Annotated in this window: 19 protein-coding genes; 14 read left to right on the top strand and 5 right to left on the bottom strand. The window is 68.8% G+C overall.

Features of this window, described 5'->3' with window-relative positions; all coding sequences use genetic code 11:
* Positions 1 to 94 precede the first annotated feature (94 nt).
* A complete protein-coding gene (locus ACFK0J_RS25340; protein ID WP_378731376.1) occupies positions 95 to 1546 on the top strand; it encodes a cytochrome P450 in 1452 nt (483 codons plus the stop codon).
* A 22-nt stretch (positions 1547 to 1568) separates the two neighbouring features.
* On the opposite strand, the gene ACFK0J_RS25335 is transcribed toward ACFK0J_RS25340, so the two are convergent.
* Positions 1569 to 2414 (bottom strand): tat pathway signal sequence, encoded by an 846-nt coding sequence (locus tag ACFK0J_RS25335; protein WP_378731374.1) that lies wholly within the window; start codon positions 2412 to 2414, stop codon positions 1569 to 1571.
* A gap of 656 nt (positions 2415 to 3070) precedes the next feature.
* Here ACFK0J_RS25335 and recC point away from each other — a divergent pair.
* From recC to ACFK0J_RS25295, 8 genes are all read left to right on the top strand, one after another.
* Positions 3071 to 6511 carry an exodeoxyribonuclease V subunit gamma gene (recC, locus tag ACFK0J_RS25330; RefSeq protein ID WP_378731372.1) on the top strand — a complete coding sequence of 1147 codons (3441 nt, stop codon included), beginning with the start codon at positions 3071 to 3073 and terminating at the stop codon, positions 6509 to 6511.
* A 127-nt stretch (positions 6512 to 6638) separates the two neighbouring features.
* Positions 6639 to 10019, top strand: a complete 3381-nt coding sequence (locus ACFK0J_RS25325; protein WP_378743001.1) for a UvrD-helicase domain-containing protein — start codon at positions 6639 to 6641, stop codon at positions 10017 to 10019.
* The gene (recD, locus tag ACFK0J_RS25320; protein WP_378731370.1) at positions 10016 to 11929 is read left to right on the top strand and encodes an exodeoxyribonuclease V subunit alpha; all 1914 of its coding nucleotides are present in this window, start codon (positions 10016 to 10018) and stop codon (positions 11927 to 11929) included. The genes ACFK0J_RS25325 and recD overlap by 4 nt, the downstream gene beginning before the upstream one ends.
* A gap of 49 nt (positions 11930 to 11978) precedes the next feature.
* Positions 11979 to 12452, top strand: a complete 474-nt coding sequence (locus ACFK0J_RS25315; RefSeq protein ID WP_378742999.1) for an RNA polymerase sigma factor — start codon at positions 11979 to 11981, stop codon at positions 12450 to 12452.
* A complete protein-coding gene (locus ACFK0J_RS25310) occupies positions 12452 to 13069 on the top strand; it encodes a methylated-DNA--[protein]-cysteine S-methyltransferase (protein WP_378742997.1) in 618 nt (205 codons plus the stop codon). The genes ACFK0J_RS25315 and ACFK0J_RS25310 overlap by 1 nt, the downstream gene beginning before the upstream one ends.
* Before the next feature lie 32 nt (positions 13070 to 13101).
* Entirely contained in the window at positions 13102 to 13830 is a 729-nt protein-coding gene (locus tag ACFK0J_RS25305; protein WP_378731369.1) for a 2OG-Fe(II) oxygenase, read from the top strand.
* Complete coding sequence (locus tag ACFK0J_RS25300; RefSeq protein WP_378731367.1) at positions 13817 to 14095, top strand: Ada metal-binding domain-containing protein; 279 nt, start codon at positions 13817 to 13819, stop codon at positions 14093 to 14095. Before ACFK0J_RS25305 ends, ACFK0J_RS25300 begins: the two co-directional genes overlap by 14 nt.
* A gap of 62 nt (positions 14096 to 14157) precedes the next feature.
* The gene (locus tag ACFK0J_RS25295; RefSeq protein WP_378731365.1) at positions 14158 to 14667 is read left to right on the top strand and encodes a methylated-DNA--[protein]-cysteine S-methyltransferase; all 510 of its coding nucleotides are present in this window, start codon (positions 14158 to 14160) and stop codon (positions 14665 to 14667) included.
* Positions 14668 to 15023: 356 nt separating this feature from the next.
* Here the strand turns inward: ACFK0J_RS25295 and ACFK0J_RS25290 are convergent, their stop codons facing one another.
* Positions 15024 to 15227, bottom strand: coding sequence for a cold-shock protein (locus ACFK0J_RS25290; RefSeq protein ID WP_069166293.1), 204 nt, complete (start codon positions 15225 to 15227; stop codon positions 15024 to 15026).
* A 463-nt stretch (positions 15228 to 15690) separates the two neighbouring features.
* Here ACFK0J_RS25290 and ACFK0J_RS25285 point away from each other — a divergent pair, with 463 nt between their 5' ends.
* The 4 genes from ACFK0J_RS25285 to ACFK0J_RS25270 all read left to right on the top strand — a co-directional run bounded on the left by ACFK0J_RS25285 (position 15691) and on the right by ACFK0J_RS25270 (position 18839).
* Positions 15691 to 16626, top strand: a complete 936-nt coding sequence (locus ACFK0J_RS25285; protein ID WP_378731363.1) for an alpha/beta hydrolase — start codon at positions 15691 to 15693, stop codon at positions 16624 to 16626.
* 65 nt (positions 16627 to 16691) lie between these two features.
* Positions 16692 to 17288: a TetR family transcriptional regulator gene (locus ACFK0J_RS25280; protein WP_378731361.1), complete on the top strand. Its 597-nt coding sequence runs from the start codon at positions 16692 to 16694 to the stop codon at positions 17286 to 17288.
* A gap of 106 nt (positions 17289 to 17394) precedes the next feature.
* A complete protein-coding gene (locus ACFK0J_RS25275) occupies positions 17395 to 18597 on the top strand; it encodes a cytochrome P450 (protein ID WP_378731359.1) in 1203 nt (400 codons plus the stop codon).
* A gap of 11 nt (positions 18598 to 18608) precedes the next feature.
* The gene (locus tag ACFK0J_RS25270; protein ID WP_378731357.1) at positions 18609 to 18839 is read left to right on the top strand and encodes a ferredoxin; all 231 of its coding nucleotides are present in this window, start codon (positions 18609 to 18611) and stop codon (positions 18837 to 18839) included.
* Between the two features lie 24 nt (positions 18840 to 18863).
* Here ACFK0J_RS25270 and ACFK0J_RS25265 read toward each other — a convergent pair whose 3' ends face one another.
* Positions 18864 to 19619, bottom strand: coding sequence for a nucleotidyltransferase domain-containing protein (locus ACFK0J_RS25265; RefSeq protein ID WP_378731355.1), 756 nt, complete (start codon positions 19617 to 19619; stop codon positions 18864 to 18866).
* A gap of 168 nt (positions 19620 to 19787) precedes the next feature.
* Positions 19788 to 20393, bottom strand: coding sequence for a helix-turn-helix domain-containing protein (locus ACFK0J_RS25260; RefSeq protein WP_378731353.1), 606 nt, complete (start codon positions 20391 to 20393; stop codon positions 19788 to 19790).
* A gap of 55 nt (positions 20394 to 20448) precedes the next feature.
* On the opposite strand from ACFK0J_RS25260, the gene ACFK0J_RS25255 reads away from it, so the two are divergent.
* Positions 20449 to 21492 carry an NAD(P)/FAD-dependent oxidoreductase gene (locus ACFK0J_RS25255; protein ID WP_378731351.1) on the top strand — a complete coding sequence of 348 codons (1044 nt, stop codon included), beginning with the start codon at positions 20449 to 20451 and terminating at the stop codon, positions 21490 to 21492.
* A 24-nt stretch (positions 21493 to 21516) separates the two neighbouring features.
* Here ACFK0J_RS25255 and ACFK0J_RS25250 read toward each other — a convergent pair whose 3' ends face one another.
* Positions 21517 to 21717 (bottom strand): hypothetical protein, encoded by a 201-nt coding sequence (locus tag ACFK0J_RS25250; RefSeq protein ID WP_378731350.1) that lies wholly within the window; start codon positions 21715 to 21717, stop codon positions 21517 to 21519.
* Between the last annotated feature and the right edge of the window lie 72 nt (positions 21718 to 21789).

The following is a 21789-nucleotide window of genomic DNA, read 5'->3' as shown; positions in this document are numbered from 1 at the left end:
ATACGATAAATGCTGTCGCTCAGGGAGGTTTGCCATGGTCGCCGGGGACCGTGCAGTCGGCCGAAAGCCCAGCGTGCGTGGGCAATCCGCGGGCATGACCGAATCCGAGAACAGCGCGCTGATCGAAGTACCGCACGACCATTTGGTCGATCGGGCGCTCGGCCTGCTACCGGAACGCCACCACATCCTCGCGGCACCGCCACCGGGCAGCGATGCCGCCGCGGTGCACGGTGACGCCGGACTGCCGTATCTGGGGCGCGCGCTGCAGTACATGCGCTGGGGTCCGGCCGAGATGGTGGGGCGGTATCGCAAATACGGCCCCGTTTCGGTGAGCACCTCGCTCGGCGTCGACCGCGTGCTGGTCGCCGGTCCCGAGGCGCTCGACGAGGTACTCGGTCGGCGGCGCCGCGACTTCGGCCAGGGTTGGGACTATTTCATCGGCCCGTTCTTCCGGCGCGGACTGCTGTTGCTCGAGTTCGAGGAGCACAAATTCCATCGCCGGATCATGCAGCAGGCGTTCACCAGGGACCGGCTGGAGGCCCACCTCGCCGCGCTGACCCCGGTGGTGCGCGCGAGCATCGAGCGCTGGGTTCCCCAGGGCGGCAACGCCGAACAGACCGTGCGCCTGTATCCGACCATCAAGGAACTGACCCTCGATATCGCGGGCGAGACCTTCATGGGTGTCGACGTCGGGCCGCGCAGGCGTGAGCTCATCGACGCGTTCGTCGATTGCACGCATGCGGGTCTGGCGATCATCCGGCACTCGGTGCCCGGCGGCAACTGGCGGTCCGGGCTGCGCGGCCGGAAGGTCCTGGAGGAGTACTTCACCGCGATGCTGCCGGAGAAGCGGCGCGCCGAAACACCGGACTTCTTCTCCGGCCTCTGTCACGCGCGCAGCGAGGACGGCGGCGTGTTCGGTGACGCGGATGTGGTGAACCACATGATCTTTCTGATCATGGCCGCGCACGACACCACCACGACAACGGCCACCGCCATCGCCTACTACCTGGGCAAACACCCGGAATGGCAGGAACGGGTGCGGGCCGAGGTGCTCGCGCTCGACGCCGAAATCGACGGCGCGGCACCGACTATCGCCGACCTGGACCGGCTGACCGATCTCGATCTGGTGGTCAAGGAGAGCCTGCGGTTGATGCCGCCGGTGCCGGGACTGTCGCGTCGTGCGGTGCGCGACACCGAGATCGCCGGACATTACATTCCGGCGGGCACCGCGATCGACCTCGCCTATCAGGTCAATCACCTGCTGCCGGAGTTGTGGACCCATCCCGAACTGTTCGATCCCGAGCGGTTCAGCCCGGACCGGCACGAGGACAAGTCGCATCGCCTGGCCTGGCTGCCGTTCGGCGCGGGCGCGCACAAGTGCATCGGCATGCACTTCGGCACGTTCGAGGTGAAGACGGTGATCGCCGCGCTGGTGCGTGCGTACGCGTGGCAGATTCCGGAGAAGTACCGAATGCCGTGGGGGTTCACCACGATTCCGTTCCCGAGGGACGGAGCGCCGATGGTGCTGCGTCGGCGCTCCGCCTGAACCCAGTGTGCGTAAAGGGCGGTTAACGCCCGGCGAACAACATCTCCGCGACCTTGGTATCGGTGTCGGCGCCCTCGGTGTAGCCGCCCGCACCGCCGAGCGCGGTCATGATAGCCAGCGTGTACCGCTCGCCCGGTCCGGCGAAGCCGACCGAATTCACGACCCAGCCGCCCTGTTCTTCGGACCAGCCGTTCTTCAGGCCCGGCCGCATCTTCTCGCCCGCGCCCCACACACCCCAGTGCTGGTTGCTGTCCACCGAGCGCATCCGATCCAGCAGGTAATTGCGATCGTCCGGGTGCATGTTGGTGAGGATGTTGTCCATCAGCCGGTCCAGGTCGGCGGCGGTGCACTTCTGGAACGACCAGTCGGGGAACAGCGCGGTATTGGTCGGCTGCGGCACCAGCGTGCTCATGCCGTTGGCGCGGAACGCGTTGTTGAACGCCATCCGGTCCAGGCCCGCGTACTTGGCCCACAGCCGGTCGGTCGCGCCGTCGTTGGAGGTGGCCAGCATCGCCTCCATCAACCCGCGATCCTCCGGCGAAAGCACGATCGCGCCGACCCGGGCCCGGTTCAGCAGATCCTCGGCGATCGCCAGCTTGATGGTGGAGGCGGTCCATACCGCGTTCTCCGCGTTGGCATTCGCGTAGATGCCACCGGTGACCCGGTCGCGCACAACGTAACCGGTGACGCCGGGACGAGTGGTCAGGTAGTTGTCGACCGCGTTGATCCGTCTGCTCATATCGCAGTCGAAACCGGACAGGCACGCGCTGGTATGCGCGAGGGGTACGGCGGCCGCGCTGGGCAGCAGAGTTGGCGCGCTGGGGATGAGGATCGCCGCAGCGGCGAGGACACAGGCGGATGCGGCCACGCGGGGAACGGACCGGGTGGCGGGCGAGGGTTTACGCACGAGGGATCACGATCGCACATCGGCGAGCTCGGCGCACGTCTTGAGCTCGGGTGCGCCTTGTGCTATCGCGAACGTTGCGCACTTGCGTCCCAGCGGGTTTCGGCCACCATTGGGTGGTTCAGCGAAACGCGGCCTGCAGTTCCTCTACGGTGCGCCCGTTCAGCCGGTAGCAGTGCTCGAACGCCTCGGTGTGCCGATCGCGTGGCCAGGAGTGTAGGACGACGGTGCGGCCGTAGCCTCGCGAGTTGACGAGCTCCCAACGATCTCCTACGCGGCGGACCGTGAACCCGCCTCGCGGAACCAGGGGAATCACCATCGCATTCATGAACGCGAACCAGCCTTTCGGTGCAGCTCTCTCGTCCTCCCCGGTTCAGCACTGTCGCACATCGGGCGCGTAGATCCGAGCGGACACGGCGTAGGAATGTGTTCTTGTGTGGTTCATTTCACTCCAGTCACACTGGCACCGTTGCGGGGCGGCAAAGTTGCGTAAAAGTCGCTGGGCGTATAAACGTGCACGAGGCCCGAGGCGTCTCGCCGCACCCGAGCAATCAGCGAGCGCGAACCGCGCGGTTCGATAACCCGGCGCATTCCGATACCCACCGACCGAGAGGGCGCAGATGCCGCTGCACATCCACCGTGCCGAGCGCGCCGATGTCTTGGCGGACGAACTGGCCGGACTGTTGGCCACGCCACTGCCGGATCCGTTCGCGGCGGAAGTGGTCGCGGTACCGGCCAAGGGTGTCGAGCGGTGGTTGACGCAGCGGTTGTCGATGGTGCTCGGAGTGTCCGGGGCCGTGACTTTTTCCGCGCCGTTCGATGCCGCGTCGACCGACGGCATTGCGGCGAATATCCAGTTCCCCTCGCCCGCAAGCCTGGTCGTGGAGGCATTGGCCGCGGCGAGTAGGGTGCGGCCGGAGGATGATCCGTGGGCTGCCGAACGCGTCGTGTGGACCTTGCTGCGCGTGATCGATGCCGCACTTCCCGAGCCGTGGTGCGCGGTGCTCGCCCGGCATCTCGGCGCGCAGGATCCGGCCGGACGCGATCACCGGATCGGTCGTCGCTATGCCACCGCGGCGCACTTGGCTTCGTTGTTCGACAGTTACGCGGCGCAGCGACCCGGACTCGTCACCGAATGGGCCGCGGGGTCCGACACCGACGGTGCGGGCAACGCGGTGCCCGACGATCTGCTGTGGCAGCCCGAACTGTGGCGGCGGTTGCGTGCCGAGGTGGGTGCGCCGAGTCCGGCCGAGCGACTGGCTGCCGCGTGCGCGCGCCTGCGGGCCGAGCCTGAACTTGTTTCATTTCCGCCGCGTTTCTCGCTCTTCGGTGCGACCAGAATGTCGACCGATCAACTCGCCGTGCTTTCGGCGCTGGCCCAGAACCGCGAGATCCATCTGTGGCTGCCGCACCCGAGTCCGGTGATGTGGACGCAACTCGCCGGTACGCCCGCGGTGGGCGACCGCGCGGCCGACCTCAGTGCGACGGTCCTTCGTCATCCGCTGCTCACCGGACTCGCCCGCGATGTCCGGGAACTGCAACAGCGGTTGTCCGAGCCCGCGAGCTCGGACACCTACCACCCGAGCCGCGCCGCCTCGGATGATCTTGTGCCGGACGGGGATACGCGAGACGACAGTCGGGCGTCGACCTTGCTCGAGGCGTTGCAAGCCGGTATCCGCGACGACCGGTGGCCGCCGGTCGAGGTGCGTGCCGACGGCACGGTGCAGGTGCACGCGTGCCACGGACCCGCGCGGCAGGTCGAGGTGCTGCGGGAATGCCTGCTCGGACTGTTCGCCGCGGACGAGACGTTGGAGCCGCGAGACGTGCTGGTCATGTGTCCCGAGGTGGAATCGTTCGCACCGCTGGTGCGGGCCGCGTTCGGCCATCGGGTGCCGGGATCGGTGGAGACGGCGCCGGATTCGGGGCATCCGGCGCACCGCCTGCGCGTGCGGCTCGCCGATCGCGGGCGTGGCATCACCAATCCGCTGCTCGCGGTGATCGGGGTGTTGCTCGAACTGGCCGACGGCCGGGTCACCGTGACCCAGGTGCTCGATCTGGCGGCGGCCGAAACGGTCCGGCGGCGTTGCGGATTCGACGACGACGATATCGAGCGGCTGCGCGAATGGGCGGCCGAGTCCGGTGCGCGGTGGGGGATCGGGCAGCGCCAGCGACAGGCGTTCGGGCTCGCCGATTTCGCGCAGAACACCTTGAACGCCGCGGTGGACCGAATCCTGCTGGGCGTCACGGCGGGCGAAACCTCCGAAGCTGGAGTCGATGGCGGCTCGGCAAGCACCGCCGGCTGGCTCGATCTCGCCCTGCCACTGGACGACGTGGACAGCAACGACGTCGATCTGGCCGGGCGATTCGCCGAATTCATCGACCGGCTCGCGGTCTGCCTGCGCGATCTGCGCGGTCCGCGCCCCGCGCACGACTGGGCGGCGGTGCTCGGCCGGGCACTGGATCTGCTGACGGATGTACCGGATTCACAGGCCTGGGTGCGTACCGAGGCGCGCCAGGAGCTGGCCGCCGCCACCGAGCACGCGGGCGATGTGGCGCTGCGGCTCGCCGACGTCGGGGTGCTGCTGCATTCCCGGTTGGCGGCCCGGCCGACCCGCGCCAACTTCCGCACCGGTGAGCTGACCGTGTGCACCATGGTGCCGATGCGTTCGGTGCCGCACCGGGTGGTGGTGTTGCTCGGCCTCGACGACGACGTGTTCCCGCGCACCAGCGGCGTCGACGGCGACGACGTGCTGGCCCGCAATCCGTTACTCGGGGAACGGGATCCGCGCAGCGAGGATCGGCAGCTGCTGCTCGACGCGATCCTCGCGGCCAAGGACAAGCTGCTGGTTTTCCACACCGGTGCCGACCCGGTCACCGGCGCGCATCGCCCGCCGGCCATTCCGGTGGCCGAGTTGCTCGACGTGCTGCGCGCCCACGTCGGGGCGGCGGGCATGGCCGCGGTGTTGACCCGACATCCCTTGCAGGCGTTCGATCGCCGGAATTTCCGCGCCGAGGATCCGTTCAGTTTCGACACCGTCGCGCTGGCCGGTGCCCGGTCCGCCGGGCAGCCGCCGGTGCCGAGGCCCGCGTTCCTGCCCGAGCCGCTGCCCGCACCGGAACTCGCGGATGTGGCACTGGCCGACTTGATCTCGTTCGTCGAGCACCCGATCCGCGCCTTCCTGTGGCAGCGCCTCGGCCTGCGCGTCCCCGAACACGAAGAGGACATCGCCGACCGCCTGCCCATCGAACTCGACGGACTGGCGAAATGGGAGCTGGGCGAGCGCCTGCTCGCCGCCCGGCTGACCGGCGCCGACCCGGCCGCATTGCGCGCCGCCGAGTGGCGACGCGGCACGTTGCCGCCCTTCGGTTTCGGCGCCGCGGTGCTCGACGAGGTCGAGCACACGGTGGACAAGCTGGTCCGCGCGTCACAAGGCGACTACGAGGGCGCCGCGCGCGCCGTCGATATCGCGGTGGATCTCGGCAACGGCCGCAGGCTCACCGGGACCGTGCCCGAGGTGCGCGGCGAGACCCTGGTCCGCACCACCTTCTCCCGGCTCGCCCCGAAACACCGGATCGCCGCGTGGGTCTCGCTGCTGGCCCTCGCGGTCACCGAGGATCGCTCGTGGCGTGCCGTCACCACTGGTCGCGGCCAATTCGGCCCCCCCGCATGGCGTTCGGAGATCACCGCGCCGGATATGCCTGCGGCCCGTGCCATCCTGCGCGAACTCGTTGCCCTGCGAGAAGCCGGAATGACCGAACCGCTCCCGGTCGCGCCCGGTGCCACGGCGGCCTACGCCGAACGCCGCTTTCGCGGCGCCAACACCGACGAGGCCATCGTCGCCGCCGAACGGGAGTTCAACGGTGGCCCGAACGGCCCCGGCCCGTTCGGCGACCACACCGACCGCCACCTGCGCTACGTCTGGGGCCCGGCGCCGCGCCTGGAACACCTCATGGCGATTCCCGCCCCGCCCGGTGAGCCAGGGGAGACCACCCGCTTCGGCGCGCTGGCCCGCCGCATGTGGGTGCCGTTGCTGAGCGCCGAGAGCCAGGGGCAACCGTGACGGTCGGCACCCTCACGCGTGTCGGTGGCGCGGGGTCGCGTGTCGGACCGGCAGAATGGCGGTTTCGGCGGGTCGAAAGGCGGGTGTTCGCGTGACCGTGCAAGACGCCTCGTTCGTGGTGCCCGACATGGACGCACCCGACAGCTTCGAGCCATACGGTCCGCTGCCCACCGGGACGACCGTGTTGGAGGCGAGTGCGGGAACCGGCAAGACGCACGCGATCGTCGGGTTGGCAGTGCGGTACGTGGCCGAGACCGGGATCGATGTCTCGCAGCTGCTCCTGGTTACGTTCAGCCGGGCGGCCACCCAGGAGTTGCGCGAGCGCACCAGGGACCGGTTTGTGACGGTCGCGGCGGGACTCGCCGACCCGGAACTGGCCCGTGCGCACGCCGATGACCTGATTCGGTATCTGGCGCAAGCGGATTCGGATGAGGTGCGGCGCAGGCGGGCTCGGTTGCTCGCGGCCCTTTCGGATTTCGACGCGGGCACCATCGCGACCACGCACAGCTTCTGCCAGCGCATGCTGGACGAGCTCGGGCTGGCGGGTGAGCACGATCCCGGTGCGCGGCTGGTCGAGACCGTCGACGAGCTGGTCGGCACGGTCGCCGACGACCTGTACCTGAACCGGTACGCCCGTACCGAACCGCCGTTCTCGGTGAAGGAGGCGCACACGCTGGCGCTGGCCGCCGTGCGCGACCGGCACGCGGTGCTGGTGCCGAAGGGCGACTCGGCGGCGGGCGAACGGGTGGCCTTCGCGACCGCGGTGCGCGCCGAGACCGAGCGGCGGAAGCGACTGGCTGGGCTGCGCGACTTCGACGACCTGCTGGTGCTGCTGCACGACGTGCTGGCCGATCCCGAGCACGGACCTCGCGCCTGCCGCCGCATCCGCGAGCGCTACCGGGTCGCGCTGGTCGACGAATTCCAGGACACCGACCCGCTGCAGTGGGACATCCTGCACCGCTCCTTCCACGGCCACGCCACCCTGGTGCTCGTCGGCGACCCGAAGCAGGCCATCTACGCCTTCCGCGGTGCCGAGGTGCTCAGCTATCTGGACGCGGTCGCGCACGCCGACACTCGCAAGGAACTCCCCACCAACTGGCGCAGCGATGCCGGTCTGCTGGCCGCGCTGGACCACTTGCAGGGTGGTGCGGCCTTGGGGCACAAGGAGATCACCGTCTATCCGGTGGCCGCGACCAGGCCGTGGTCGCGCCTGTCCGGGCCCGACGAGCTGATCACTCCGCTGCGCATGCGCTGCCTGACGCGGACCGGGGCCGGACCGTTGAACAAATCCGGCTTTCCCGCGGTCGGTCGCATGCGCGCGAAGGTCGCGGACGACCTCGCCGCCGACATCGTTCGTCTCCTGGAGTCCGGGACCATGGTGGCCACCAACGCACAGCCGAGCCGCGCAGCTCAGGATACGACTGTGCCGGATTCGGGCGAGCGGATCCCGGAGGCCGCGACGCGTCGGCCGATCAGCCCCGGCGATATCGCGGTCCTGGTGCGGACGCGGTCCCAAATCGACGTCGTGCGAGCGGCTTTGGATCACGTCGGCGTCGCGTCCGTGCTGGCGGGCGGCACCAGCGTGTTCGCGACGAGTAGTGCCACCGACTGGCTCTGGCTGCTGCGGGCGTTGGAGCAGCCGCATCGCGCCGACCGGGTGCGGTTGGCGGCGTGCACGCCGTTGATCGGGGTCACCGCCGCCGAGATCGACAGTGGTGGTGCGGATCTGGTCGGCCGGGTCAGTGCGCAATTGCGCGATGCCGCCCGGTTGTTCGCCCGCGCCGGCTTCGCGGCGGTCTTCGAAAAGATCTCCGCCGAAGCCGATCTGGCGCACCGGCTGCTCGCCGTCGAGAACGGGGAGCGACAGCTCACCGATCTGCGGCACATCGCGCAGCTGCTGGACCAGGTGGCGCTCACCGAGTCGCTCGGGTTGACGGCGTTGACCCGCTGGCTGGCCGATCGGGTGCGTGATCCCGCGTCCGGCACCGTCGCCGACCGCAGCCGCAGGCTGGACCGCGATGCCGCGGCGGTGCAGATCGCCACCGTGCACGCCAGCAAGGGTCTCGAATTCCCCATCGTCTACTTGCCGTTCGCCTGGGACAACGCGAAGAACCCCTACCCGGCGACGTTGCTCTTCCACGACGACAACGGCTCGCGCGTGCTCGACGTCGGCGGTCCGGACGCGTCCGGTTACGCGGAACGCAAGCTGCGCAGCGAAACCGAGGAGGCGGGCGAGGAACTGCGCCTGCTGTACGTCGCGCTGACCCGTGCCATGTGCCAGGTCGTCGCATGGTGGGCGCCCGCGATCACCACCGCGGCATCGCCACTGCACCGGATGGTCCTCGGGCGGCCGGACGGCGGCGACACCGTCCCACCGCGAGCCGCGGTACCGGCGGATGCGGTTGCGCCAGGACTGCTTTCGGCCTGGGCCGGGGGAGCGGGCGCGGCGATCTCGGTGACGGCAGTCGCCGGGACGGACGACGTCGCGCTCCGGCGGGTGCGCACCGAACCGGTCACCGGCGAGCTGGCCGCCGCCCGCTTCGACCGCGTGCTCGACCACCAGTGGCGGCGGACCTCGTACTCGGCGCTGACCGCGTCCGCGCACGGCCCGGTCACGCCGGAGCTGGACATCGAACCCGAGGACACGCGCGGTCCCGCCGACGAGCCGAGCGCCCCGGTGGTCGCCGAAATCGAAGAGGTGTTCGCCGGTCCGGCCTCACTGATGAACTCGCTGCCCTACGGCGCGGAGTTCGGCACCCTCGTGCACGGTGTGCTGGAGCTGATCGACACGGACGCAACGGATCTGGCCGCAGAGGTGGACAACCGGTGCCGGGCCGCGATCGACGAACTCATGGCCGAAGCCGATCCGGCAGTGCTCAGCACCGCCCTCCTGGCCGTGCTGCGCACGCCACTCGGCATCGGCTCGCTCGCCGACATCGCCAGCCGGGACCGCTTGAACGAACTGGAATTCGAGCTGCCGCTGGCCGGTGGTGACGCGCCGGGCGCCGAGTCGGCGACCCTGCGTCAGATCGCGGACCTGCTGCGCACCCACTTGCCCGCCGACGACGACCTTTTCGGCTACGCCGACCACCTGGCCACCCTCGACGACATCCCACTGCGCGGCTACCTGACCGGCAGCATCGACGCGGTGCTGCGGGTCGCCGACGGCACCGACTCGCGATTCGTGATCGTCGACTACAAGACCAACCGCCTCGGCACCGGCGACCTGACCGTCGAGCACTACACCCGGGAGCGGATGGCCGCCGAGATGATGCGCTCGCACTACCCGCTGCAAGCTCTGCTGTATGCCGTTGCCCTGCACCGCTACCTGCGCTGGCGCCTGCCCGGCTACGACCCGGCCCGCCACCTCGGCGGCGCCCGCTACCTGTTCGTCCGCGGCATGATCGGCCCCGAAACCCCCAGCGGCTGTGGCGTCTTCGACTGGAACCCGCCCGCTCCGCTGATCGTGGCGCTGTCCCGGCTGCTCGCCGGTGAGGTCACCCGATGACCTCGATTCAGTTGGCGCAGCGGGGAACCGGGCTGTTGCGGACGTTCAACGAGGCGGGGGTGCTGTCCGCCGCCGACGTGCATGTCGCGGTGCGATTGGGGCGTCTCGGTCGGGAGGCCACCGAGGAGGTGCTGTTCGCGGCGGCGCTGGCGGTGCGCGCGGTCCGTTCCGGCTCGGTGTGCCTGGAACTGCATCGGATGCGGGAGATCGGTATCGATGCCGACGAAACCTGGGACACGGGCGAGCGAATCGATCCGGCGACGCTGCCGTGGCCCGATATCGAGGCGGTGGTGGCGGCGCTGCGGGTCAGTCCGCTGGTAACCGGTGGTCCCGCGGGTCCGCTGCAACCGTTGCGGCTGGTGGAATCGCAGCGCCGCGACGATACCGGTCCGCTGCTCTACCTGGATCGGTACTACCAGCAGGAGCAGACCGTCCGCCGCGTCCTCACCGAACGGTCCGGGCACCACCCGGTGGTCGACCCGAATATCATTCGCCGCGAACTGGATCGACTGTTCGACGCACCGGTCGGCGGGGTGCCCGACCGGCAGCGCCTCGCGGCCGCGCTCGCCGCGACGCACTGGACCACCGTGGTAGCGGGTGGTCCGGGCACCGGCAAGACGCACACGATCGCACGCATCATCGGCCTGCTCGACGCGCACCGCAAGGCCAATCCCAAACTGCCCGCGCTGCGTATCGCCCTCGCGGCGCCGACGGGCAAGGCCGCGGCCCGGCTCCAAGAGGCGGTGCGCGAACAAGCCGACGCGCTCGGCCTGCCCGACCTCACCGCCGCCACCCTGCACCGCCTACTCGGCTGGCAGCGCGGCCGCACCACCAGGTTCAAGCACCACGAATTCAACCGGCTGCCCTACGACGTGATCGTCGTCGACGAAACGTCCATGGTCTCGCTCACCATGATGAGCAGGCTGTTCGCCGCCCTACGGCCCGATACCCGGCTGGTGCTCGTCGGCGACCCGGACCAGCTCGCCTCGGTCGACGCGGGCGCGGTCCTCGCCGACCTGGTCGCGGGGCCTGTCGCGGGCACGCCGAATCCGATACTCGATGAAATCCTCGGTCCCGATTCGCCGGAATCCGCCGCGCCGGAACAGCATCCGGCCGCACTGACCGCGCTGGAGCGAACACGCCTGCGCGGCGGCATCGTTCGACTGACCCGCGGTCGCCGTTTCGGCGGTCGGATCGCCGACCTCGCGGTCGCGGTTCGCGCGGGCGATGCCGACGCCGCACTCGAACTGCTCCGCGCGGGCGGTGACGAATTGTCGCTCAGCGGCCCCGACGAGATGGCCGCTGTCCGTGCGGATGTCGTGCGCGCCGCGCGCGAGGTGACCGCGGCCGCCCTCGACGGCGATGCCGCGGGTGCGCTCGCCGCCCTCGAATCGCACCGCCTGCTGTGCGCGCACCGGCAGGGCCCGTTCGGTGTCGAACGCTGGGATCGGATGGCCGCCGAATGGGCCGCCGCCGGTGGCGCGGGCCCCGACTCCTACCAGGCCCCCTGGTATGCCGGACAACCACTGCTGGTCACCGCCAACGACCACGAGGCCCGCATCTACAACGGCGACACCGGTGTCGTCGTGCGCATGCCGGACGGTTCGCTGCGCGCCGCACTGCAACGCGGCAGCGAGCCGTACCTGGTGCATCCGACCCAGTTCCCGGCCGTGGTCACCGTGTTCGCGATGACCATCCACCGCAGCCAGGGCAGCCAGTACGACACCGTCTCGGTGGTCCTGCCGGAGCCGGAATCGACCCTGCTGACCAGGGAACTGCTCTACACGGCCATCACCCGCGCCCGCCGCCACGTCCGCGTCATCGGCACCGACGAATCCATCAGAGCCGGTATCGCGCGCCGGGTGCTGCGCGCCAGCGGGCTGTCCCGGCGCGCGGACGACAGCCGATGACCAGGCAATCTCACGTTTCCGACGTTCTGTGCGTCTACCCAGTGTGAGATTGCCTCCGTTCGAGGAAGTGGTGGCCGAGTACGGCCCGATGGTGTTGCGCGTCTGCCGGGCGGTGCTCGGTCCGACGGACGCGGCCGACGCGTGGTCCGAGACGTTCCTGTCCGCCCTGCGCGCGTATCCGGACCTCGACCCCGACGCGAACATCGAGGCATGGTTGGTCACCATCGCGCACCGTCGCGCGATCGACGTCGGGCGCGCGCTCACCCGCGCTCCGGTCCCGGCCGAGACACTGCCCGAGCGTCCGTCGGCGGCGCCCGACCCCGCCGACTACGACCCCGATCTCTGGGCCGCCTTACAAGCGCTGCCGCCCAAGCAGCGCCAGGCGGTCGCCTACCACTATCTGGCAGGCCTCCCGCACGCCGAAATCGCCGCGCTGCTCGGCAATTCCACCGATGCCGCCCGCCGTGCCGCCGCCGACGGCCTGAAGACGCTGCGCAAGCTCTACTCGAAGGATGAAACATGATGGCCACCATCGACCGTGGCGACCCGGACGGCCTGTTCGACGGCCTGAGCCCGGACAGTGCCGATCTCCTCGCTCAACTGCACCGCAGGTTGGCGGCCGAGGCGCAGGCCGCGGGGTTGCTCGACGTCGCGTACCGCACCTTGGACACCCCCGTCGGCACGCTGCTGCTCGCGGCCACCCCGGCCGGTCTGGTGCGCGTCGCCTACCCCATCGAGGATCACGACGCCGTCTTGACCATGCTCGCCGAGCGGATCAGTCCGCGCGTGCTCGCCGCCCCCGCCCGCCTCGACGCCGCGGCACGCGAGATCGACGAGTACTTCGCCGGTGCCCGAACACATTTCGACCTGCCGCTCGACCTGCGACTGACCGGTGGATTCCGCCGCCAGGTGATCGAGCACCTGACCGACATCGGCTATGGACGCCGGGAAAGCTATGCCGCCGTGGCCGCCGCCGTCGGCAATCCACGGGCGGTGCGCGCTGTCGGGTCGGCCTGTGCGCACAACCCACTGCCCGTGGTGATTCCGTGTCATCGGGTAGTGCGCAGTGACGGGACGATCGGCCAGTACGTGGGTGGGATCGAAGCCAAGTCCGCGCTGCTGACCCTGGAAGCGGCCTAGACCACCCAACCACCCGCTGACTTGGAGGCGGTATGCGAAGCACGAAAAGCACTGCTGCACTGACCAATCGAGTGAACGCACAGTCGTGGCCGGACCTCATCGACGAGATCGATGCGTACGGTTGCGCGCAGACCGGCCCACTCTTGTCGCCGGACGAATGTGCCGAGTTCACCGGAATGTGGGATGACCTACCGCGATTCCGCTCGACCATCGACATGGCGCGCTACCGATTCGGCCAGGGCACCTACCGATACTTCGCCGACCCGGTGCCCGAGCCGATCATGGCCATGCGCGCCGCGTTCTATCGAAAGCTGTTGCCCGTCGCCAGATCCTGGGCCGAACGGCTCGGTGATCCGGCACCGTGGCCGGATGATTTCGCCGACTGGCTCGACGCGTGCCATGCGGCCGGGCAGGTCAAGCCGACGCCGATCCTGTTGCGCTACACCGAAGGTGACTGGAATGCCCTGCATCGCGACCTCTACGGCGAGCTGGTGTTCCCGTTGCAGGTCGTGATCGGCCTGGACCGGCCGCGCATCGACCACACCGGCGGCGAGTTCCTGCTCGTCGAGCAACGCCCGCGCGCGCAGTCGAAAGCGACGGTCACCGTGCTGGAACAGGGCCACGGCCTGATCTTCACGACGCGCGACCGGCCGACCCCGTCGAGCCGCGGCTGGTCTCGGGCTCCGGTCCGCCACGGTGTCAGCCGAATCCGCGGCGGCATCCGACACACCCTCGGTCTCGTCCTGCATGACGCCGAATAGCCGGTACACCCTGCTCGACGCCGACGGTCGCGCGTATCCGAGCCCGACACCGGGCCGATACGGCGGCCACCGGCGCGGCCGAATCTACGGCCGACTCGACTGCCCGTCCGCGCTGCGCGCCCTGTCCCGTAACGCCTACCGGACCCACCGCGTCTTCTTCGCCGACGAAGCCACCGCGATCAGCGCGGGTTACCGCCCGTGCGCCGTCTGCCTGCCGGATCGGTACGCGGCCTGGAAAGCGGTTCAGTGCGATAAGTCTCAGTGATCTCACGTTCGCGGCTCGGTCGGCGTCTACCAGGTGACAAGATCGCCGAACAGGAGCACATCATGCAGATCCCCGCCGCTCGCACAGTCCATGCCTCGATACTGGGCAACCTGCGCATCGAGGCGAGCCCGACGGGCATCACCCGGGTCGTCTTCACCGACGACGCCCCGTCGCCGCCGATTGCCGAAAACTCTTGCGCACTCGAATATCTCGTCACCGCGATCACCCAGATCGACGGCTACCTCGCGGGTGCTCGCCACGAATTCACTGTTCCCACCGATCGGTCTGCCATGAGCGCCTTCGACCGCCGAGTTCTCGAAACTCTGGAAACGACAACTCCGCACGGCCACACGACCACCTACGGCGCGCTCACCCGCGTCCTCGGTCGTGGACCGGCGGATGCGCGGAAAATCGGCGGAGCGCTGTCCCGTAACCGGCTGCTCATCCTGATTCCGTGCCATCGAGTTGTCGGTGCGGACGGCTCGCTCACCGGCTACGCGGGCGGACTCGCCGCGAAACGAGCTCTGCTGGACCTCGAGTCCGCCGAACTCTTTCTGCCCCTGGCAATCTGAACAGCGAGAACTCGACGAGACAGCTCTCCGGTGGTCGCCCAGAGTTAGTCAGCAGAAGATGCTCGAATGTGTGAGGCAACTCACACGCAAAATTTTGTGGCTGGAGGCAATCTCGCAACCTTTTTCGCATCCACGGTGCACCCGCGGCAATCGGATAGCCTGCTGAGCCTACCGGCTCGGCGACCTCGATCGGCGGAATTCGGACACGCTCGACCGGGGTGGCTGACGGAAATCTCGCACGCCGACGGCAGCGCACCACCCGGGCGGATTCCGCGACTCCGTAGTGGTCTAGCGCCCTGCCTCGGCAGGTGTGCCCCTCCCACTCGAAAAGTGGGAGGAGCGTCAATCCGGCCTGATCAGATGGCGCGGACGTCCGTGGCCTGCGGACCCTTCTGGCCCTGGCCGACCTCGAACTCCACACGCTGTCCCTCATCGAGGGACTTGAACCCGGACCCGCCGAGAGCCGAGTAGTGGACGAAGACGTCGGGACCGCCGCCGTCCTGCGCGATGAAGCCGAACCCCTTCTCCGCGTTGAACCACTTGACGACGCCCTGTGTCATATTTTCTCCTCTTACTCGGTGATTGTTCAGTCCACAGAAATGTTGCAAAAAAGAAGGACTCAGTGGACAGCATTCCATGCGCGCTCGCCGCATGGTTAACGCGGGCGGGCGGATTGTGTGCAAAAGCATTCTCCGCTCACTGCTCTACCGGCCTGCGGCCGACAGCACTAGCGCCGCGCAAGCCTACCTTTTTCCTCTCGATTCCGGGTGACGCCGCCCAGGCGGCTCGACGGACAACCGGTGCTGATCGTTCGGCGCGCCGCGGCACCGGATCGGGGGTCGCCGTCGGCTCTGGCGTTCGGTGCGGCCGTTTCCGCTGCTCGTGTCGTTCCCTCGAAGTCCGGCGGCGACAACGCGGCGCACACTACCCGTTGGGACGTGGATGGCTGACCTGTCAAGACCCGAAACTTGGTCCTTTGCTTAAGGTTTGATGTTGATCTTCGGGCGGTATAACGGAATTGTGGTGGCGTCAAAATATTTGGTTTCGTTGGTGGGTGCGCTGGTGGTTTCTGTGCTGACCGTTTTTCCCGCGGCGGCGAACCCGGCCGGTGCGCGGGTGGTCGAGGAAGCGTCGCTGGGCGGATCCGTCTCGCGAATGGATGTCTATTCACCCGCCATGGATCGGGTGGTGACCAACCGGGTGATTCGCGCCACCGGTGCTCCCGCGCCCACGTTGTACCTGCTCACCGGCATCGGCGGCGGTCAGGACGGCATCTCCTGGTGGGATGACACCGATGTCCGGGAATTCTTCGCCGACAAGCACGTCAATGTGGTGATGCCGGTGGGCGGCGCGTACAGCATGTACACCGACTGGATCGCCGACGATCCCGCGGTCGGCCGCAACCGGTGGCAGACCTATCTCACCCGCGAACTCCCGGGTGTCCTGGACGCGGAGCTCAACTCCACCGGACGCAACGCGATAGCCGGAGTGTCGATGAGTGCGGCCTCCGCGGTCGACCTCGCGATCCAAGCGCCCGACGTGTACAGCGCCGCGGCGGCTTACAGCGGCTGCCCGTGGACCTCGGATCCCCTCGGGGTAGCGATGGTCAACGCCCAGGTGGGTCGCGGCGGGGGCAATACGATGAACATGTGGGGCGCCCCCGGCGACGCGATCTGGCGTGCCCACGACGCGTTCGCCAATGCGGGCGCACTGGCCGGGAAGACGATCTACCTGTCCGCCGCCACCGGCACGCCGGGCGCGATCGACGAGGGCGGGCTGCCGTTCCCGCCGATCGAAGCCATCGCGAGCTCGTGCACCGCGGCCTTCGCAGGCAGACTCGCCCAACTGGGGCTACCCGCAACCCACATCAACCGCCCCGAAGGCTCGCACACCTGGGGCCAGTTCGAGACCGACCTGCACGACTCCTGGCCGCATCTGGCCCGCGCCATCGGCGCCTGAACCCGAAGCGCGACCACAGCCCCTGCTCTACGCTGCTCTTCCGGAGATCGGCAACCGGAGGATGCATGACGAGTGAGAACGAACCGGTGGGCCGAAAACGAGATTCGGCGACTACCAGGGCCTCGATCCTGGCGGCCGCGCAGGAGCTGTTCGCCGAGCGCGGGTTCGAGCGCGCCACGGTACGCGATATCGCCGGGCGGGCCGGGGTGAACCAGGCGCTGCTGTTCCGGTACTTCGGTAGCAAGGACGAGTTGTTTCGCGCGGCGATCGCGGATCAGGGGCGACGGGTGCTGGACGAGGGGCCGGTCGCCGGGTTGCTCGGCAGGCTGCTGGCGCGGGCGCTCGAGCCGACCGGCGCGGAGGCGCAAGGGCATTGGTTGCAGGCCGCACTGCGGTCCGGCGGGCACGATGAGGGCGTGTCGGCGATCCGTCGCGAGTTGGGCGACGAGTATGTCCGCGCGCTCTCCTCGCTCACCGACGACCCCGATAGCGAGCTGTGTGCCGACCTGCTGCTCGCCTGGCTGCTGGGCATCGGCCTGATGCGCTCGGTGCACCGCAGAGAGCCGCTGGCCAGCGCCGATCCGGCGACGGTTGCCCATCATGTGCTGCGCGCGGCCCAGGTACTGCTGGCCGATGTAGACGTGAATTTCCCACCGCCGTAACGGAATCCGGCCGTTGACGGGGCGTTGTGACCTCCCTAACATTGAGACTTGTAAGCGATTGCTTACATCGCTACCGCGCCAGTCGGCGTCGGCGAAGGGAGCTCGCATGACCGTGAAAACCGAGGTGCGCCACTATCCTTTCGGTGAACCCGTCCGCCTCGACATGGACCCGCTCTACGCGAAACTGCGCCGGGAGGAACCGATCTCGCGCGTTCGGCTGCCCTACGGCGGGGAAGGCTGGCTGGTCACCCGGTACGCGGACGCCAAACTGGTGCTCGCCGACCCGAGGTTCAGCCGCGCCGCCACCGTGGAACGTGAGGACATCCCTCGAACCACGCCACAGCCCGCCGCGCGCAACTCGCTGCTGAGCATGGACCCGCCCGAGCACAGCAGGCTGCGCAAGCTGGTAGCCAAGGCGTTCACCGCTCGCCGGGTCGAGCAACTCCGCCCGCGCGCCCAGCAGATCGTCGATCAGCGGCTGGCCGAGATCGAAGCGTCCGGCCCGGTAGCCGATCTGGTGCAGAGTCTCGCGCTCCCGCTACCGGTCACGGTGATCTGCGAGATGCTCGGCATTCCCACCGAAGACCAGCACCGCTTCCGGGAGTTCTCCGACACCGTGCTGTCCACCACCGCGCACACCTCCGAACAGATCACCGACGCGCGGACCGCCCTGGAGATGTACCTCGCCGAGTTGGTGGCGCAGCGCAGGCGACAGCCGACCGACGACCTACTCGGGGCGCTGGTGGCCGCGCGGGACAACGACGATCGGCTCAGCGAGGACGAGTTGGTCAACCTCGGCATCGGGCTGCTCATCGCGGGCCACGAGACGACAGCCAACCAGATCGCCAACTTCACCTACCTGCTGCTCACCGAGCCGGCGCACTGGGAACTGTTGCGCGGCAAGCCGGAACTGGTGCCCGGCGCGGTCGAGGAACTGCTGCGCTACGTCCAACTCGGCTCCGGCGGCGCGTTCGCCAGGGTCGCCACCGAGGACGTCCGGATCGGCGACGTCACCGTGCGGGCGGGCGAGGCGGTGATCGTCAACACCCAGGCCGCCAACCGCGACGAAGGCGTCTTCGATCACCCCGACGAGCTGGATCTGACCCGGACCAGCAACCCGCACATGGCATTCGGGCACGGCGTGCACCACTGCCTCGGCGCCCAATTGGCCAGGCTGGAGCTTCAAGTCGCGCTGAGCTCACTCCTGCGGCGGTTCCCGACGCTGCGCCTCGCGGTGCCGGTCGAGGAGGTGCCGTGGAAAACCGGCCTCTTGGTGCGCGGTCCGAAAGCTCTTCCGGTGACCTGGTAGGGGGAACTCGCATGGCTGAGCAACATTGGCGAATCGAGGTCGACCGAAGCACCTGCCTGGGCTCAGGCATGTGCACCGGTCTGGCCCCGGAACACTTCACCCTGATCGACGGCCGTTCCAGTCCCACAGCGGAAATCGTCACCCCGGACGATCTCGTCATCGACGCGGCCGACTCGTGCCCGGTAGAAGCAATCCTCGTCCGCGCCGCCGATACCGGAGAAATCATCGCCCCTGAGCGATAATGTGCCTCTTCGCGCGCACCATTTTCAGGGCAGGGGTGCCGTCTCGAGCAGTGCTTCCGCCTCGATAACCGCGTGCTGCAAGGATTTCGGGTCGGGGCACAGACCAGCGACAATGGTGTCGATGCCGCGCAGTCCCGCTCGGTGCAGCAGGCGTTTTTCGTTGGTGGTCCATTCGCCGCGGGCGGCCAGGACCGCGTGGGCGGTTTGCATTGCGGCGATGGCCAGTGAACCTGCCACTTCGGTGGCTTGGCCGCGGGGGACGTAGGTGCCCTTGGCGTAGTGGAGTGTCATGGCTGCTCGGTTCCGCCAGATCGGTGGGGCCGATTCGCGGAGCGCCTCGGGGTAGGTGGGGCGCGGTAGCGTGCCGTGCAGGACCTGGTTGATAGCCAATTCGGCGACCAGCAGGTAGCTGGGGATGCCTGCCAGGTGGAACATCAGTGGCTCCCAATGGAAGCGGCCTTGTTCGGATTCGGCGAGTTCGTGTTCGACTACGTCGAGGTCGCGGTAGTGGACGTCGACGTGGTGGTTGTCGATGGTGAGCCAGGCCCCGCCGTTGAAGACGCCACCGCCCCAGTCACCGAGTTCGGAAACCTCCCCGGGCCAGCCGATTTCACGTAGGTCGGCGGGGTCGAAATGTTCGCGGTAGTAGACGGCGAAATCCCAGTCGCTGTCCGGAGTGTGGGTGCCCTCGGCGCGCGATCCGCCGAGGGTGACGGCTGCGACGCCGGGGAGAGCGGCCAACTGGTCGGCGACATGGGCAAGAAAGGTCTTGTCGGTCATGGATTCTCCTGGGTAGGAGCGGATGGTGGAAGGTACGGGCAGCACCGCTGGCCGCTGAACCACAACGGGGGCAGCGTTATCCGGCGGGCGCACTCGGCATCGTCATCACTCCACGACAGCGACCCTACCGAGACGCCGCGTCGAGCTCGACCGATTTTCCGGCGAGGGTCAGTCGAGCTCTTCGGGTGATCGCCGGGATTTCGGGCGGGCGCGCAGGTGGGCGCGTTCGCCCTGTTTGCCGAAGAGGCAGAGTAGTTCGACGCCGTCGGTGCCCGCGGCGCCGAACCAGTGCGGTACGCGGGTGTCGAACTCGGCCGCTTCGCCGGGGGCGAGCACGAGGTCGCGTTCGCCGAGGACGAGTCGCAGTGTGCCGTTGAGGACGTAAACCCACTCGTAGCCCTCGTGCGTTTGCGGGGTCGGCTCTTTGCGGCGCGGGCTGGCGGGGATCACCATCTTGAACGCCTGGATGCCACCGGCTCGGCGGGTCAGCGGCACATGGGTCATGCCGTGTCGGGTGACCGGGCGCAGGTGGATGCGCGGGTCGCCGGTGGGTGGGGCGTCGACGAGTTCGTCGAGGGTGACGCCGTGGGCTCGGGCGAGGGGGAGCAATTGCTCGAGGGTCGGCCGGCGACCGCCGGACTCCAGGCGGGACAGGGTGCTCACCGAGATTCCGGTGGCCGCCGACAGCTCGGCCAGCGTGGTTTCGCGTTGTCGGCGCAGCGCGCGCAGGCGCGGCCCGACCGCGTCGAGTGCTTGATCGAGGTCGTCGTCCATGAGAACAGTTTGCCAGATCGGCAATAAAGTTTGCACATACGACTGCCTCGCTCGCATGGTGGTAGCGGAGGTGGTCAACGTGACCGAACAGCTGGAAGACGGCTATGACGTGGTGGTGGTCGGCGGTGGCGCCGCGGGATTGACCGGGGCGCTGATGCTCGGCCGAGCGCGCCGGTCGGTGCTGGTGATCGACGCGGGTGCACCGCGTAACGCCCCGGCCGACGGCGTGCACGGACTGCTCGCCCGGGAGGGGATCCCGCCGGACGAGCTGCTGGAACGCGGCCGGGCGGAGGTCCGCGGGTATGGCGGCCAGGTGGTTTCCGGCGAGGTCGACACGGTCGCTCGCGCGGGCGACGGATTCACTGTGACGCTGGCCGACGGCCGGTCGGTCCGCGCGCGTCGATTGCTGGTCACTACCGGGTTGGTCGACGAGCTACCCGAGATACCGGGGTTGCGGTCTCGATGGGGACGCGACGTCGTGCACTGTCCGTACTGCCACGGCTGGGAGATTCGCGACCAGGCCATCGGCGTGCTGGCCACCGGGCCGATGGCGGTGCACCAGGCGTTGCTGTTCCGGCAGTGGAGCCCCGACGTCACGCTCTTCCCACACACCATGCCGGCACCGACCGGTGAGGACGCGGAGAAGCTGGCTGCCCGTGGCATCACAGTCGTGCCGGGCGAGGTGGCGGCGCTGGAAGTCGCCGACGACCGCCTCGTCGGTCTGCGGATGAGCGATGGCCGGGTGGTTGCCCGCCAGGCGCTGGCGGTCGTGGCGCGGATGACGGCGCGGGCCGGTTTCCTTGCGCCGCTTGGACTCCGGCCTGTCGAACACCCCTCGGGGATGGGGCAACACATCCCTGCGGAGGTGACCGGTCGTACCGAGGTGCCCGGCGTCTGGGTCGCGGGCAATATCACCGATCTGTTTGCCCAGGTCGGCAGCGCCGCGGCGACAGGCGCTTTCGCGGCAGCCCAGCTCAACGCCGACTTGATCACCGAGGACACCGATCGGGCGGTTGCCGCATACCGGAACCCGTTCTCGTCCGAAAACGAAGCCAGAGTCGCCGAATTGGTGGCGGCCGACCGTCGCCACGGCTTGTGAACCCGTACGGCTACCCCGTGCGAATCATCCTTCGGGAAGCGGAATCAGCTCCAGGTGCTCGGCGACCGTGGCTGTGCCGCAGGCCCGCCGACCGGCCACCAGATGCACGCCGCCGCCGTGCGAGACCAGGAATCTTCCGCACACGCAGCGCAAATAGCGCACCGCCCCGCGCGAGGAGACGAGCATCGGCGATGGCCAGGAGCAGGAGGGGCAGGCGGCGGACATGGGAGCTAAGCCTGGGTAGTGGCCCGAGGTATTGCAATCTTCACGGCGGCGTGGCGACCGATCGGTATGAAA

Origin of the sequence: Nocardia brasiliensis (assembly GCF_042691675.1) — a bacterium.
GTDB lineage: Bacteria > Actinomycetota > Actinomycetes > Mycobacteriales > Mycobacteriaceae > Nocardia > Nocardia brasiliensis_D.
The sequence above is the reverse complement of the archived record's forward strand: the minus strand, read 5'-3'. Positions and strand labels throughout refer to the sequence as shown.

What these genes read in the sequence shown, in the direction of transcription:
- ACFK0J_RS25340 (WP_378731376.1), top strand. Translation starts at nt 95, where the DNA reads ATGACCGAATCCGAGAACAGCGCGCTGATCGAAGTACCGCACGACCAT.
- recC (WP_378731372.1), top strand. Translation starts at nt 3,071, where the DNA reads ATGCCGCTGCACATCCACCGTGCCGAGCGCGCCGATGTCTTGGCGGAC.
- ACFK0J_RS25325 (WP_378743001.1), top strand. Translation starts at nt 6,639, where the DNA reads ATGGACGCACCCGACAGCTTCGAGCCATACGGTCCGCTGCCCACCGGG.
- recD (WP_378731370.1), top strand. Translation starts at nt 10,016, where the DNA reads ATGACCTCGATTCAGTTGGCGCAGCGGGGAACCGGGCTGTTGCGGACG.
- ACFK0J_RS25310 (WP_378742997.1), top strand. Translation starts at nt 12,452, where the DNA reads ATGGCCACCATCGACCGTGGCGACCCGGACGGCCTGTTCGACGGCCTG.
- ACFK0J_RS25305 (WP_378731369.1), top strand. Translation starts at nt 13,102, where the DNA reads ATGCGAAGCACGAAAAGCACTGCTGCACTGACCAATCGAGTGAACGCA.
- ACFK0J_RS25300 (WP_378731367.1), top strand. Translation starts at nt 13,817, where the DNA reads ATGACGCCGAATAGCCGGTACACCCTGCTCGACGCCGACGGTCGCGCG.
- ACFK0J_RS25295 (WP_378731365.1), top strand. Translation starts at nt 14,158, where the DNA reads ATGCAGATCCCCGCCGCTCGCACAGTCCATGCCTCGATACTGGGCAAC.
- ACFK0J_RS25290 (WP_069166293.1), bottom strand. Translation starts at nt 15,227, where the DNA reads ATGACACAGGGCGTCGTCAAGTGGTTCAACGCGGAGAAGGGGTTCGGC.
- ACFK0J_RS25280 (WP_378731361.1), top strand. Translation starts at nt 16,692, where the DNA reads ATGACGAGTGAGAACGAACCGGTGGGCCGAAAACGAGATTCGGCGACT.
- ACFK0J_RS25275 (WP_378731359.1), top strand. Translation starts at nt 17,395, where the DNA reads ATGACCGTGAAAACCGAGGTGCGCCACTATCCTTTCGGTGAACCCGTC.
- ACFK0J_RS25270 (WP_378731357.1), top strand. Translation starts at nt 18,609, where the DNA reads ATGGCTGAGCAACATTGGCGAATCGAGGTCGACCGAAGCACCTGCCTG.
- ACFK0J_RS25265 (WP_378731355.1), bottom strand. Translation starts at nt 19,619, where the DNA reads ATGACCGACAAGACCTTTCTTGCCCATGTCGCCGACCAGTTGGCCGCT.
- ACFK0J_RS25260 (WP_378731353.1), bottom strand. Translation starts at nt 20,393, where the DNA reads ATGGACGACGACCTCGATCAAGCACTCGACGCGGTCGGGCCGCGCCTG.
- ACFK0J_RS25255 (WP_378731351.1), top strand. Translation starts at nt 20,449, where the DNA reads ATGGTGGTAGCGGAGGTGGTCAACGTGACCGAACAGCTGGAAGACGGC.
- ACFK0J_RS25250 (WP_378731350.1), bottom strand. Translation starts at nt 21,717, where the DNA reads ATGTCCGCCGCCTGCCCCTCCTGCTCCTGGCCATCGCCGATGCTCGTC.